General features: G+C 63.0%; 15 protein-coding genes. 3 read left to right on the forward strand and 12 right to left on the reverse strand.

Annotated features, from left to right (window positions below):
* Nucleotides 1–98 precede the first annotated feature (98 nt).
* The 8 genes from AC1RO5_RS27535 to gspG form a co-directional block, all read right to left on the reverse strand.
* A complete protein-coding gene (locus AC1RO5_RS27535; RefSeq protein ID WP_493178765.1) occupies nucleotides 99–458 on the reverse strand; it encodes a DUF6124 family protein in 360 nt (119 codons plus the stop codon).
* Between the two features lie 428 nt (nucleotides 459–886).
* The gene (gene gspF, locus AC1RO5_RS27540; RefSeq protein ID WP_493178767.1) at nucleotides 887–2098 is read right to left on the reverse strand and encodes a type II secretion system inner membrane protein GspF; all 1212 of its coding nucleotides are present in this window, start codon (nucleotides 2096–2098) and stop codon (nucleotides 887–889) included.
* The gene (gspE, locus tag AC1RO5_RS27545) at nucleotides 2098–3516 is read right to left on the reverse strand and encodes a type II secretion system ATPase GspE (protein ID WP_493178769.1); all 1419 of its coding nucleotides are present in this window, start codon (nucleotides 3514–3516) and stop codon (nucleotides 2098–2100) included. Before gspE ends, gspF begins: the two co-directional genes overlap by 1 nt.
* 178 nt (nucleotides 3517–3694) lie before the next feature.
* Nucleotides 3695–6061 carry a type II secretion system secretin GspD gene (gene gspD / locus AC1RO5_RS27550; protein ID WP_493178771.1) on the reverse strand — a complete coding sequence of 789 codons (2367 nt, stop codon included), beginning with the start codon at nucleotides 6059–6061 and terminating at the stop codon, nucleotides 3695–3697.
* Nucleotides 6058–6615 (reverse strand): type II secretion system protein M, encoded by a 558-nt coding sequence (locus AC1RO5_RS27555; protein WP_493178772.1) that lies wholly within the window; start codon nucleotides 6613–6615, stop codon nucleotides 6058–6060. The genes gspD and AC1RO5_RS27555 overlap by 4 nt, the downstream gene beginning before the upstream one ends.
* Complete coding sequence (gene gspL, locus AC1RO5_RS27560; protein ID WP_493178774.1) at nucleotides 6608–7783, reverse strand: type II secretion system protein GspL; 1176 nt, start codon at nucleotides 7781–7783, stop codon at nucleotides 6608–6610. The genes AC1RO5_RS27555 and gspL overlap by 8 nt, the downstream gene beginning before the upstream one ends.
* Nucleotides 7780–8766 (reverse strand): type II secretion system minor pseudopilin GspK, encoded by a 987-nt coding sequence (gene gspK / locus AC1RO5_RS27565; protein ID WP_493178775.1) that lies wholly within the window; start codon nucleotides 8764–8766, stop codon nucleotides 7780–7782. Before gspK ends, gspL begins: the two co-directional genes overlap by 4 nt.
* 8 nt (nucleotides 8767–8774) lie before the next feature.
* Entirely contained in the window at nucleotides 8775–9233 is a 459-nt protein-coding gene (gene gspG / locus AC1RO5_RS27570; protein ID WP_493178777.1) for a type II secretion system major pseudopilin GspG, read from the reverse strand.
* Nucleotides 9234–9380: 147 nt separating this feature from the next.
* Between gspG and gspI the strand changes: the two genes are divergently transcribed.
* Complete coding sequence (gene gspI, locus AC1RO5_RS27575) at nucleotides 9381–9761, forward strand: type II secretion system minor pseudopilin GspI (protein ID WP_493178778.1); 381 nt, start codon at nucleotides 9381–9383, stop codon at nucleotides 9759–9761.
* A 172-nt stretch (nucleotides 9762–9933) separates the two neighbouring features.
* Here the strand turns inward: gspI and AC1RO5_RS27580 are convergent, their stop codons facing one another.
* Nucleotides 9934–10365, reverse strand: coding sequence for a type II secretion system protein N (locus tag AC1RO5_RS27580; protein ID WP_493178780.1), 432 nt, complete (start codon nucleotides 10363–10365; stop codon nucleotides 9934–9936).
* Nucleotides 10366–10485: 120 nt separating this feature from the next.
* Here AC1RO5_RS27580 and gspH point away from each other — a divergent pair, with 120 nt between their 5' ends.
* Together gspH and AC1RO5_RS27590 are read left to right on the forward strand one after the other, a co-directional pair.
* Nucleotides 10486–10938: a type II secretion system minor pseudopilin GspH gene (gspH, locus tag AC1RO5_RS27585; RefSeq protein ID WP_493178781.1), complete on the forward strand. Its 453-nt coding sequence runs from the start codon at nucleotides 10486–10488 to the stop codon at nucleotides 10936–10938.
* Entirely contained in the window at nucleotides 10935–11543 is a 609-nt protein-coding gene (locus AC1RO5_RS27590; protein WP_493178783.1) for a type II secretion system protein GspJ, read from the forward strand. Before gspH ends, AC1RO5_RS27590 begins: the two co-directional genes overlap by 4 nt.
* 45 nt (nucleotides 11544–11588) lie before the next feature.
* Here the strand turns inward: AC1RO5_RS27590 and AC1RO5_RS27595 are convergent, their stop codons facing one another.
* The 3 genes from AC1RO5_RS27595 to AC1RO5_RS27605 are packed head-to-tail and all read right to left on the reverse strand — an operon-like array spanning nucleotide 11589 to nucleotide 13784.
* A complete protein-coding gene (locus AC1RO5_RS27595; protein WP_493178784.1) occupies nucleotides 11589–12530 on the reverse strand; it encodes a FecR family protein in 942 nt (313 codons plus the stop codon).
* 37 nt (nucleotides 12531–12567) lie between these two features.
* Nucleotides 12568–13113 carry an RNA polymerase sigma factor gene (locus AC1RO5_RS27600; RefSeq protein ID WP_493178786.1) on the reverse strand — a complete coding sequence of 182 codons (546 nt, stop codon included), beginning with the start codon at nucleotides 13111–13113 and terminating at the stop codon, nucleotides 12568–12570.
* Nucleotides 13110–13784 (reverse strand): STN domain-containing protein, encoded by a 675-nt coding sequence (locus AC1RO5_RS27605; protein WP_493178787.1) that lies wholly within the window; start codon nucleotides 13782–13784, stop codon nucleotides 13110–13112. Before AC1RO5_RS27605 ends, AC1RO5_RS27600 begins: the two co-directional genes overlap by 4 nt.
* Between the last annotated feature and the right edge of the window lie 82 nt (nucleotides 13785–13866).

A 13866-nucleotide genomic window follows, 5' to 3' on the forward strand; every position in this document is an offset into this window, starting at 1 on the left:
CAGAGCTGAAGGCTGCCCAAGGCAGCCTTCAGCTCTGAAAAGGTTTTACCGGACACTAGTGACGCTCTGCGTGGGAACGATCAAGATCAGTGCGTTTGTTAGCCCTGCGGATCGAGGTTATCCAGCACCCGATTCACCGCCAACTCCCCAAGCATGACCACCGATTGAATCCCCAGCATTATGTTGCGATGGGGCATGTCCATCAGCCCGGCGAACTCACTGAGCATCATGCTCGCCGATGCCAGGGATTCGCAGGCGTTGACCAGCAGGGTTTCGTTATCGACCTGCGCACCCACGTGGTAAATGGTGCTGGGTTTGCGCGCGGTGTCCTTGGGGGTGGGTGGTTTGAGGTAGTGATCGAGGGCGCGGTCGGCGGCTGCGTGGAGTTTTTTCGAATCGAGGGATTCGTAGGGGGAAACGTCGTCCGTTTCTGGTGGGTTTGGCGTTGGTTTGAACATGGTGAAACTCCTAATTGAAATATAAGGAGCCTTCAACCTCGCTACCAAACGAAGGGTGGCGGCCATACGCGGGTTGGTAGACCGGCAACTAGGACCCGGCGCCCCCGAAGGAGCCCTGCGCATGGCCACCATGAAGCAGAGACCTGAACAGGCCTGCAAACGATGCGCTATGCGACTAGTTAAACCAGGCTACCAAACCCGATCGCTGTTTTTTTCAGCGACAGGGAAACGATATAGCTCCGGCCACAGGTGCACTAGCCGGCGGATTCTGGCGTAGTCGTAGGCAGCGGCGCAAGGATGTGTAGTCTGGGTGAGTATCTGGAGGTGTCGGTTAAACATCACCGTTTAAAATCAAAAGATCGCAGCCTCGTTGCGTCCACCTGTAGGAGCTGTCGAGTGCAACGAGGCTGCGATCTTTTGATCTTGCTTCACTGCACCAACTGATTGATCTCGATGATCGGCAACAGCACCGCCATGACGATCACCAGCACCACCCCACCCATGACCACGATCATCAACGGCTCGAGCAACGCAGTCATGCCCATGGCCCGGCGTTCGATGTCCCGGGACAGGGTTTGCGCGGCGCGTTCGAGCATCGGTGGCAGGGAGCCGGTTTTTTCGCCGCTGGCGATCAGGTGGATCAGCACTGGCGGGAAGACTTTCTCGACCCGCAGCGCAGCGGCCAGGTTAACCCCCTCGCGAACCTTGGCCGTGGCGTCGCTGACGCTCAGGCTCAGGCGGTCGTTGGACAAGGTCTGGCGCGCCGCCTCCAGCGCACGCAACAACGGCACCCCGGCGCCTCCGAGAATCGCCAGGGTCGAGGCAAAACGCGCAGTGTTCAGCCCCAGCACGAAGCGCCCGATCAACGGCAAGCGCAGGATCCGGCTGTGCCAGCTCAAACGCGCCGCCGGGTTGCGCAAATACAGGCGCCAGCCCCAGAAACCGCCCGCCATCACACCGAAACACAACCAGCCCCAGCCGCGAATGAAATCACTGGCGTTGAGCATCGCCAGGGTCAGCCCCGGCAGGTCCTGGCGCGCTTGGGAAAACGCACTGACCACCTGCGGCACCACGTAGCTGAGCAAGAAAATCACGATGGCGATCGACACCAGTCCCACCACGCCGGGATAGATAAACGCAGTCAGAATCTTGCCCCGCAGGTTGTTGCGCTCTTCGATGTAATCGGCCAGCCGCTCCATGACCTGGGCCAGGTCGCCGGACTCCTCGCCCGCCGCAATCAACGCCCGATAAATCTCCGGAAAGTCCCGTGGCCGCGCCGCCAATGCTTCAGCCAGGCGCATGCCGCCACGCACATCGGCGCGCACCGCGCTCAAGGTCTGGGCGATGTGCTTGCGCTCGGCTTGCTCCACCGTCGCGCTCAACGCGGCTTCCAGCGGCAGGCTGGCGCCCAGCAGGCTCGCCAGTTGCCGAGTGGCCCAGGCCAGGTCGTTGTCCGAGAGCTTGGCGCTGAACATCCCGCCACTGGCGCCGGAAGGCGAATTGCTTTCGATCTGCACCAACAACGCGGTCAAGCCGCGACTGCGCAACACGCCGAACGCCGCGCTCTGGCTGTCGGCTTCCAGATGGCCTGCCTCGATCTTGCCGTTGGCGTCGGCGGCTTCAAAACGGTAGCGGTTCATCAGGCGTCCCGTGTCACGCGAAGGATTTCTTCCGGCGCGGTGGCGCCGCTATGCACCCAACGCTCGCCATCTTCACGCATGCTGAACATCCCGGCCGCGCGGGCGGCGGCTCTCAAGGCCTGCTCGCCGGCGCCCTGATGGATCAGCGTGCGGATGTCATCGTCGATGCAAAACAATTCGTGAATGCCGGTGCGACCGCTGTAGCCGGTGTGGTTACACGCGGCACAACCGACCGGTCGCCATGTTCCGGGGGCGGCCGGGTCTTGCTGTTTGCAGTGCTGACACAGCCGTCGCACCAACCTCTGTGCAAGCACCCCGAGCATCGATGACGCCAACAGAAACGGTTCGACGCCCATGTCGATCAGCCGGTTGACCGCCGATACCGCGTCGTTGGTGTGCAGCGTCGCCAGCACCAGGTGCCCGGTGAGCGAAGCCTGCACGGCAATTTGCGCGGTTTCGAGGTCGCGGATCTCACCGATCATGATGATGTCCGGGTCTTGTCGCAAAATCGCCCGCAGCGCCAGGGCGAAGGTCATATCGATCTTGGCGTTGACCTGAATCTGGCTGATGCCCGGCAAGTCGTATTCCACCGGATCCTCGACAGTGAGGATGTTGCTGGTGCTGGCGTCCAGCCGAGCCAGCGCGGCATAGAGGCTGGTGGTTTTACCGCTGCCGGTGGGTCCGGTGACCAGCACGATGCCGTGGGGTTGGCGAATCAGGTTATCGAGTTTGGCCAGCACCTGCGGGTCCATGCCCAGGGTTTCCAGTTGCAAGCGTCCGGCCTGTTTGTCCAGCAGGCGCATCACCACCCGTTCGCCATGGCCGGTGGGCACCGTGGACACACGAATGTCGATCGGCCGCCCGGCCACGCGCAAGGCGATGCGGCCGTCCTGGGGCAGGCGTTTTTCAGCGATGTCGAGTTGCGCCATGATCTTGATCCGTGACACCAGGGCGCCGTGCAATGCCTTGCGTGGCGACACCACATCCCGCAGCGTACCGTCGACCCGGTAGCGCACCACCGAATGGCTTTCATAGGGCTCGATGTGAATGTCACTGGCCTCGTCCCGCGCCGCTTGCGTGAGCAAGGCGTTGATCATGCGGATCACCGGCGCGCCGTCCTGGGTATCCAGCAGGTCGGTGATTTCCGGGATGTCCTGCATCAAGCGATCCAGGTCCACCTCGTTCTCCGCCGCGCCCACCACCGCCGCCGCACTGCCGGTATCGGCGTAGGCACTGGCGAGCAAGCCGTCGAGTTCTTCGTCACGCACCCGCTCCAGCCGCGCCGGGCCGAACTGACGCCGCACCTCACTGATCGACCAGCCGGGTGTCGACGGGCACACCGTCAACACCGCGCCCTCCTCATTGGTGCGCAACAGGATCCGCTGGGCCTTGGCCCAGGTGTAGGGTAATGCGCTCATGAGTTCACCCCATACCCTGTGGCGAGGGAGCTTGCTCCCGTTCGGTTGCGCAGCAGCCGCAATACCTGTGCATGCGGTGTACCAGAAGGATTGTGGTTGCAGTTTTTGGGGGTGCTTCGCCCCCCAGCGGGAGCAAGCTCCCTCGCCACAAAAAGCAGTCCATCCATGGCATGGTTGTTCATTGGACCGGCACCGCACGAATGGTCGCCCGCGGTTGTGACGTTGAAACCGGCACCCCTTGGGCCGCCGCCGGCAGCTGCGGTGCCTGCACGTCCGGCATGGCCCAGCTGCGTTCCGGTTGCAACCCGCCCTGGGCGCGACGCATGAAGTCGTAGCGGTTGAGGGTGATGCTGCGCCCCGCCGCGCTGTCGCGGATGATGTACGGGCGCAGGAACACCATCAGGTTGGTCTTGGTGATCGTCCGGCGTTCATTGCGAAACAGCGCGCCGATCCCGGGAATCGTCGACAGCCACGGCACCGCGTCGTTGCTTTGGCTGTAGCCGTCCTGCAGCAAGCCACCGAGCACCATGATCTGCCCGTCATCGAGCAGGATGCTGGTGTCGATCGCGCGTTTGTTGGTGACGATCCCGGCGGCGGTCACGCTGTTGGACGCGCGCTCGTCGATGCTGCTGACTTCCTGATAGATGTCGAGCTTGACCGTGCCGCCTTCGGAAATCTGTGGCCGCACATTGAGCTTCAAACCAACCTCTTCACGGGTCACGGTCTGGAACGGGTTGTTGCTGGTGCCTCCGCCGCCGGTGACGTAGCTGCCGCTGACGAAAGGAATGGTCTGGCCGACGAAAATACTCGCCGCTTCGTTGTCCAGGGTCAGCAGGTTCGGTGTCGACAGCACGTTGGTGCCGCCCTTGCTCTTCAAGGCGCGGGCGAGCACTTTGAGGTCGAGGATCTTGCCGATGCCGGGAACGTCCACCGTGCCGTTGACCAGCCCCAGGTTCAGACCCGGCGGCAACACGTCGATACTGGTCTTGCCATTCAGGTTGAGCCCCGAACCACCGAGGTTGGCCCCGCCAATGACACCGCTACCGCCCAGATTGCCGGTCTGCCATTGCACGCCGAATTCGCTGGCATCGTCCTCGCCGACTTCGACGATCAGGCTTTCGATCACCACTTGCGCGCGGCGCTGGTCGAGCATGTCGATGACTTCGCGCAGGTTGCGGTACACCGGCTCCGGCGCGGAAATCAGCAAGGTATTGGTGGTGCCGTCGGCCTGAATGGTCACGCCGCCTGCACTGAAGGCGACATTCTGCTCACTCTGCTGACCTGTCTGACTGGCAGAAGCACTGGCGCCCTGCCCATAACTACTGCCACCCGTGGTGCCGCCGCTCGATGTGGACGTTTGCGTGCCGCTGCTGCTCTGACTGGTGCTCTGCCCGCTCTGGCCACCGCTGGTATGGCTGCCCATCGCGCTGAGCACCGAACGCGCGCCGTCACTGCTGCCGCTGTCGCTTTCCCCGGTGAGCAAGCCGCGCAGGGCCTGGGCCAGTTTGCCGGCCTGGGCATTGCGCAAGTACACCACGTGCAGGTTGCTCGGGTTGCTCTGGGCATTGTCGAGTTTGTAGATCAGGTTGCGTGCCAGCTCGGTGCGCTCCGGGCTGCCGGCGCGGATGATGATCGAGTTGGAACGCGGGTCGCCGATCACCGAAATCTTCTGCGTCGGGTCGTTGCCCGGCGCCTCGAGCAAGTCCGAAACCATGCCGGCGATGTCGGCCGCGATGCCGTTCTGGACCTGCACCACATCGGTGTCGATGGCGCTCGGGGTGTCGATGCCCTGAATGATCTGTGCCACCCGAGACAGGTTTTCGGCGTAATCGGTGACGACAATGGTGTTGTTGCCGGGATAGGCATTGATCGGATTGTTCGGCGACACGATCGGGCGCAGCACCGGGATCAGGTTCACCGCGTTTTCGTATTGCAGGCGAAAGGTACGGGTCAGCATGCCGTTACCGGCCGGTTTGTCGGCGCTGTAAATCGGCCCGCCGAGCAATTTGGCGTCGGCCTCCGGCACCACTTGGGAAACGCCACCGACATCGACCACGCTGAAACCCTGCATGCGCAGGGTCGCCAGCAACATGTCGTAAGCCTGATGCGCCGGCACCTGACCTTCAGACACCAGCGTCAGGTTGCCCTTGACCCGTGGATCAACCAGAAACTGGCGACCGGTGGACCGTGACAGCGCACGCACCACCGCCGGGATATCGACGTCGACAAAGTTCAGCGTCACCGGTTGGTTGCCCAATGGATTGCCCGATGGCGTGCTGTCGGCCGATACCGCATTGCTGCGGCCGGGGCTGCTGATTTTGTGTTGCACCCCCGGCGGCTGCTTCAACTGCGCCTGGGTTCTTTGCCGATCGGCCAACGCATCGCCGGTACGGTTGGTGTCGGCCAGCGGGCGTCCCAATTCGCTGTCCACCAGCAACGGCGGCTGTTGTGTCGTTGCGGTGTTGCTGCACGCACTCAGTGCCAGCAGTAAAAACGGCGCGGCCATGCGGCATTGACGCGCGTACAGAGAACCTGACCACTTCATGAAGCTTCCTTAGCGCCCAGCGCCTGATCCATGCGAACGGTTCCGGACAGAGTGCCTGCCGTGTCATCGGGCAGAGGTTCGCCTGCGCGCTGCAAACGAACCTCGACCACCTCAAGGGAAAATTGCCGGGGATTGCCCAGCAGCCAGCCGACCACGGCGTCTGCCGGAGCCTCGTCGAACGTCAGACGCCAAGCTTGTGGGGTTGCGGTGTCTGGCGCCTGCAATTGGTAATGCCCGGCCAGGCCGCTGGCCTCCAGGCTCTGGCGCAGGGATTGGTCGAGACTCTGCGCGGTGGAAGGCCGCGCCACCTCACGCAGCAAGACTTCCAGCGCTTCGGCCTGAGAGCGCAGCTTCGGCGTTTCAGCCTGCCAGTAAGCGATCTTTTTCAGCGGCGGTTGAATCAGCAACAGCCAGCTCAACAGGCCTGCCAGCACCAGCGCCGTACCTGCGACCATGCGCTTCTCACGCCGGGACTGGCCTTGCCAGAGCACTTGGGTGCGGGCGTTGAAGTGCTGCCAGCGCGCACGGTAAATCCCCAGGGAATGTTTACTCATCGTCGGCTCCGCTGGCGATGTCTGCGTCGCTGGCCGCAGCCTCGGCGGCCGGGCGCAAGGTCCAGCCATCTTCGGTGGCGTTGATCGCAACACCGGCCTGAGTCAGCGCGGTTTGCCATTGCTTGTCGCTGCCGGTTTTACGCGCATCGCTCAGCAAGCTCAGCTGCAGCTCGCCCTGTTCAAACACCAGCTGTTGCACGCTGCCGGTGATGAAGGGCATGCCGCTGCCGGCCTGCAGCACCAGGCTGGCGAAACGCTGGGTCGGGTCGGTCGCGGCTCCGCTCTGGCGAGCGGCCAATTGCTGACGCGCCTGTTGCAGTGGATTGAGAATTACCGGCAGTTCAGGGAAGGCCTGCTTCACCCGCAGGTTCATGTGCGTCTTGAGTCGTTGGCCCTGCGCCGCTTCACGCGCCGCGTACAGATTCAGTCCCAGCGTCCAGACCGCCACGGCCATCGCGCAAAAGGCTGCCGCCCGCCCCCAACCCGGTTGACCGGCACTGCGTTGTTGAATGCCGCCGTGCAAGCCCCAGCCGGGCAAGGCCCCGGTCCAGCGTTGTTCTGCGGGCAAGCGAGAGATCGTCGCCTCCGGCAGCGCTTCACCGATCCATTGCACGCTGGCGCCGGCCTCCAGCAGCAGATCACTCAACGCCTCATCCGCGGTCGGGTGGACCACCGCGTGCTGAAGACTGTGACGCACCAACAGATGCCCGTCCCGGACACAAGCCACCGGGCCGTCCGCCACCGGCAAACCATACGCGCCCGGGTACAAGCCGCGCAGGGTCAGTCGCGCCATCCGCAGCAGCTGCCCGAACTGGCTCAGCCATTCGCGGGACAACCACGCGATGTGCACGCGCCCCTGCTCGTCCCTTGGGCTGTGGGCGATGTGCATCTGCTCACAGGCCCCGAGGATCAGCGCCTGCGCCGCGCACTGCACCGCTGCTGTGGTTTTGCTGGCTGGCAAGATCGGCAAGTCGATACTCGCCAACAGGCTGTCTTGAGGGTGCAGAAAAAACGCGATCGCCGGGGTTTTTCCGCTCTGGCCCAATTGCAGCAAGGTACTTTGCCCCTCCCGAGTGACCTGCCCTTGACGGTCCAGCCAGGCGAATTCCAGCGGGCTGTCGAGGGTCAGGCCGGCCAGTGGCGGCAAGGCGATGCGCAGCTGATTCATACGCCCACCCGTGACCAGATCACCTCGGGCAAACGGTCTTCGCTGCGGTGCAACAAGGCGTCGAGGCTGACCCGACGCTGATCGCTACGAGCCTTGCCACGCAAGCGAAACCAGTCGCTGGTAATTCCGACCTTGATGGTCGCCAGCTCAAGGTTTGGCATGCGCAGACGGTTGACGAAATCCCCGCGATTGATGAACCACTGGCCGCCGTCACGCTCGGCGACCAGCGCTTGAGCACGCTCGATCGACAGCCCCGGCACATAAGCGGCCAGCACCGGTGCGCTGGCGGTGTTGCCGTTGAGCCAGGTATTGGCCGGGAGGACGGTGAGGTAAGGCGTGATCTTCGCCAGCAGCGTGTCATTCATGCCTTCGACACTGCGCAGATCGTCGAGGCTGCGCAGCATCGGACGCGTGGGCAATTGGGGCTTGCGCACGGCATTCGGCGAGGTATCGCGGCCGCTGTCAAAGCCGCTCTTCGGCGGTGCTTTGTCCGCCAACTCAGGGTTCAACAGACGTGGATAGGAGGCGATCACCCGCTGGCTGATGCGTTGGCTCAGGGCCCCGTTGACCCCGATCAACTGGCACAGACGCTGGAAGCTCACCTGTTGTTCCTCGTCGACTCGCTCATTGGCTACCAGGTTGCGCAGGTTGAACTTGCCCTGCTCGTCTTCCAGCCGACCTTCGAAGGGTAAGTCACGGCCGTCATAACGCGTCATCACCAAGGGCTGCGCCCACGGCTGATCGAGACGCGTCAATGGGTCGCGCCGGCGCGCATCCCACAGCAGATGCCGGCTGATCTCGATGCCGCCGTGCAGCACCCAGGCGCCCTGCACCCGCAACTGCTCGGCCTCCAGGCTTCGGGTGAATACCGTTTGCCGGGTAAGCATCCCCCCGGCAATCACCGCCACCACCGCCGCGATCAGCAAGGCGCTGATGATCGCCATGCCGCGTTGCTTCGCCACTGCCGGCGAATAGGCTTTCATGACCGCGCTTACAACTGCCAGGAGCCGATATCGGCATTCACGCCCTCGCCGTCCGGCTGGCCGTCGGCGCCGAGGGAGAAGATATCGATTTCGCCATTGGCGCCCGGATTCAAATAGTTGTAGGGACGGCCCCACGGGTCATTCGGCAGGCGCTCCAGATACGAGCGCCAGTTGCTGTTCTTGGCGTCCGCCGGGCGTTCGACCAGCACTTTCAAACCTTGGGTCATGTTCGGATAGGTGCCGTGGTCCAGGCGATACAGCTTCAAGGCTTGCATCAAGCCGCCAATGTCCTGTCTGGCGGCCGTAGCCCGTGCCTGGTCCGGACGGTCCAGCACCTTGGGCACCACCATCGCCGCCAGAATCCCGAGAATCACCACCACGACCATGATCTCGATCAGGGTGAAACCTTGCTGCCCCCGAGGCAGGCGGGCCGGGTGATTAAGCAACTTGAAGCGCGCGATATCCATCTCGACATTCCCTGGCTTGATTCGATTCGACGCGCAGTGTTGCAAGAAGATATGTCAGTGGTGTTGAAAATCCTCGGGAGCTTTGGTCGTCAAGCCGTCAAGCCTGGACGCTACCGTCAAACGCTGTTCCAGCCACCCGAGTGCCTGATGCGACGCCCTCCCCGAGAAGCCGGTTTTACCTTGATTGAAGTGCTGGTGGCGCTGGCGATCATCGCCGTCGCCATGTCCGCGGCGGTGCGGGTGGCCGGATTGATGACCCAAAGCAATGGCTTGCTGCGCGACAAGTCCATCGCGTTGCTGGCGGCCCAGAGTCGCCTGGCCGAGCTGCGCCTCGAGGGCCGTTTGCCGCTGGGGGCGAAAGCGATCGAATGCGATCAGGGGCGGTTGCTGCTGCGCTGTGAACAGACCATCAACAACGCGCAGAACGGCCGCCTGCTGAGGGTCGATCTACTAGTGTTCGACCGCAGCCGCGAAGCGCCGCCACTGGCTCGCCTCGACACCTTGCTCAGTCGGCCAACAACCAAATAAACCCGATCTCTGTAGCAGCTGCCGAGCCTGCGAGGCTGCGTTCGGCGGCGAAGCCGTCGTAAAACCTGAGTGCACGGTATATCTGCAAGACCGCGTCGTTTGATTTCACGACGGCTACGCCGCCGAACGCTGCCTCGCGGTGCTCGACAGCTGCTACGGGGGTGTTGGGCAGTTAAGGTTGGGTCAACACGGGCAACGAAGGTGACTCCGGCAGTTTGTCGAGCATCAATCGGGTTCGTTCGGTGCCGCGCTCGATCACCACGGCGTCTCCGTCGATGGCCACGACTTTCACCCCTGGGCTCACGCGTTCGCCCACCAGAAAGCTGCGCGGCGGGCCGTCGTTGAGGCTAAGGATGGCCACGGCGCCACGGCTGCCCGCCAGCACGCCACCGACCTTGATATCGACCGGCGCCGGTTGGTTTGAAAACCATTGCAGGGCCGGGTTATTGGTGCGCTCGGCAATCAATTGCGGCGCCGCATCCGGCGTGCGGGATTCGGCAGAGGTGAGCAGCAACGATGACCAGGTGACAACACCGGCCAGGGTCGCCAGCAAAGCAACGGCCTGAACACACTGCGCCGGGGAAAACCGATCGGTGAACGACATGGGCTGAATCTCCTTTTAGTCCCTGCCCTGAGCCTACCGCTTAATTCTCACGTTTTTATTTCACACACCCATCATCTTTGCCGTGCAGGATAAAAACCGACGCAAAGGAGCGCGCAGTCGATGAATGGCTTCAAACAGCAGGGCTTTACCCTGATCGAGTTGATGGTGGTGCTGGTGATCATCGGCATCGCCAGCGCGGCGATCAGCCTGAGCATCAAGCCGGACCCGCTGCATTTGCTGCGCAAGGATGCCGAGCGTGTCGCGCAACTGCTGCAGGTGGCCCAGGCCGAAGCCCGGGCCGATGGGCGGCCAATCACCTGGCTAGCCGATGCCAAGGGCTTTCGCTTCAGTCGCCGCAATGACCGCGACCAAGGCTTCGATCACTTCAAGCACGACCCGCAACTGCGCCCCCGCCCCTGGCAGACGCCGGGGATGGAAGTGCGCGTGGAGCCCAGGCAGAAAGTCGTGCTGAACGCAGAATGGATCAACCCGCCCTTGCAGTTGAAGTTGTCGGACGGGCTCAACAGCATCAGCGTGCAACGCAACGCTGCCGGTCAGGTGAGCATTCAATGAAAGCCCAACAAGGTTTTACCCTGATCGAAGTGATGGTGGCGATCATGTTGATGGCCGTGGTCAGCCTGATTGCCTGGCGCGGTCTGGACAGCGTCACCCGCGCCGACACGCATTTGCAGGCCAGCACCGAACAGACCGAAGCCCTGCTGCGGGCGCTGAACCAACTGGAGCGCGACGTCGCGATGCGCGCCAGCATCGAACTGGCCGAACCGGCCAGGCCCGGGGTGGATGACGAACCATCCAGCGCGCCGCCTGCGCTGACCGTGCGCAGCACCGACGGCAAAGGCTTTCGTCTGGACGTGATCCGCGTCGCACCCGACCAGAATGGCGAATTGCAGCGGGTGCGCTGGTGGCTCAAGGGCGACACGCTCTACCGGGCTCAGGCGCCGTCGCGCAGCCAGTATCCCTTGCCCGCCCCCACCGCCGGGGTTGCTGTGCTCACTGACGTCAGCGCAACCGCATTACGCGTTTGGGAGATAGACAAGGGCTGGAGGAAATTGAGCGGTAACCGGCGTGAAAATCCGCTGGGGATCGAGATCAGCCTGACGCGGCAGACGCCTCAGGGGGTTGAGCAATATCGACAGGTGATGGGGCCTTTGGAGTGAGTCGCGAAGGCTCCAGTCGGGATATCCCATAACCTCAAGCCGGCCCTAACTGAGCACCACCACCCCACCCGGCAATTCAGTGCATTTGGCCCCATACGCATCACGAATCAACAATGCCACCCCCGCCAGTTGATCCAGGCTGAAGCGTGCCTGAACCTTGCGCTTGCCCAACTCGCTGTTGAGCAGCAGCAACATGCCGGGGCGGTAACGGTTGATCTCGTCGATCACCGTCGCCAGTGTAGCGTCGTTGAACACCAGTACCTGCTGCCGCCAGGCAATCACGGCCGAGGTGTCGACCGCTTGCGGCGCACTGACTTGCCCGGCGTCATAGGTCAGTTGCTGGCCTGATTTCAGGCGAATGCTGCGTCCCTGCACATCGATCTGCAACGCGCCGTCCAGACAGGTAACGCATACGCTCTGATCGGTATTGCGCAGGTTGAACCGGGCCTGGCTCGCGCTCAGCCACCCAGCCCCGGCCTGAACCTTCAGTGGCGTCTGAGCACGGGCCAGGACTTCGACTTCGCCGCTGACCAGCTCGAAGTTCCGTGCGCCGTCGACACTGTCACGGCGGTTGATACGCGTCTGGGTATTGAGCTCCAGGCTCACGCCGTCGGCCAGGTCGACCCGGCGCTGCTCGCCGACTTCCGTGATGTAGTCTGCACCCAGCCCGGAAAAACCACCCGGCACGGTGCCGCGAATCAGCAAAAACGCCGCTGACGCCGCGATGGCACCGCCAAGAAACGCCCGACGGCCCAGATGTCGCGGCGCCTGCAATCGTTCGGCAGCGGGTTGCAACTGCTCCCACAGCAGTTTGCTTTGCTCGAATGCACGGGCGTGTTCGGGGCTTTGCGCGCACCACTGGCGCAAGGCACGGGCATCGGCGACGGTCGCCCGGCCCGAGGTCAAAAGGATCAACCAGTCCTGGGCTTCGCTTTGCAGCCGGTCCTGGGGTGTAGCCTCAGGAGATGACATACGGAAGATATTCAAGCGCGGGGGTACTCACGGATTAATCTGGACTCTTCTCTCAAGACGGTTTTCCCGCGCCGGGACCGAACCGCTGAATGACTTTTCTTTCCAGGCGCGCGGCGCAATGGCCCAAAGCGGCCTTGATTTCCTTTTCGACCATCCGTGTCGAAATGCCGAAACGCCGGGAGATTTCCAGGTGCGGCGCCTCTTCCAGACGCGCGGCGATAAAGATCTTGCGCCGTCGCGACGGCAGCTCGTAAAGCGCTTTGAGCAGCGACTGAATCTCTTTCTGGCCGCCCACCACCCGTGCCGGGTCGAGTGCCTCGTCGGACACCTGCAACAGCTCTTCCACCTCAGTGCCGGTCAGCAACCGGGCGTCCGACTGGCGCCGGTCGGCCGCGATGTTCAAGGCCATGCGATAGAGGTAGGCGTTGGGCTGCGCGATGTTCGGCGGGGCTTCCATGCGGTCGACCCGCAGGTAGGTTTCGTGCAGGACGTCGTTGGCCAGATCCTCCGAACCGAGGCGCCTGCGCAAGCGCACCTTGAAATCGTCGTAGGACGTCAGGAACAGCCTGACCATCGAACTTTGCCCGGTGTCTTTCATCCCCCGGAAACTCCTTCCCATTGTGTGCATTCCATGCGCTTTCCTGACGTTTGCGGGAGCAAAAGCAGCGTGACCGGCTGACCTAAAGAGCTGGGCGCCGGCCGTTCTATTCTGAGGTTGCGTAAACTTTCCACCAGCGCCGAATCGCGCTGACCATCACCTGTGGAACTGACCAGGCGGCTGTGCTGCACCACACCGTCACGCCCGATCCACAGTTGCAACAGCGCCCGATAACTGCCCGGCCGGGTCAACGGCAAGCGGCACAAGCGCCGTTCGAGCGCCGTTTGAATCGCCGCTGCATAACTGCCACCCGCCAGCGGCGTATTGTTTACAACCGCGCCCGGCCTCAAGGGCACATCGGCGACCTGCAAGGTGAAGGCATCCGCCCGGGCATACCGGGCCATCAGCCCACTGCCACTGAGCATCAGACTCAACGCATCGGTCGCATTCAAGCGTCCTTTCACCGCGACAGAACGACGACCACGGGTCAGCTGACGATCCACCAGAACCGCCATGCCCGTGGAGCGGCTGAACCGTTCGAGCGCGCTGGCCAGTGCCTGCGCCGGAATGTCCAGTTCCAGCGGTGCATAGGGATCCACCGGACCGGCCGACACGACCGATGACATCAACCAAAACAGCAACGCCAGGCAAGCCTGGCCAAAGTGAGTCATTACCTGGCGCCCGTCCCTGGCTCTGCCTCGCTGCACGGCTGACGTACCCCTGAAAACCGTCATCCTGAGGGCTGTATATGAA

This window comes from Pseudomonas sp. GW822-FHT02G04, assembly GCF_058802085.1.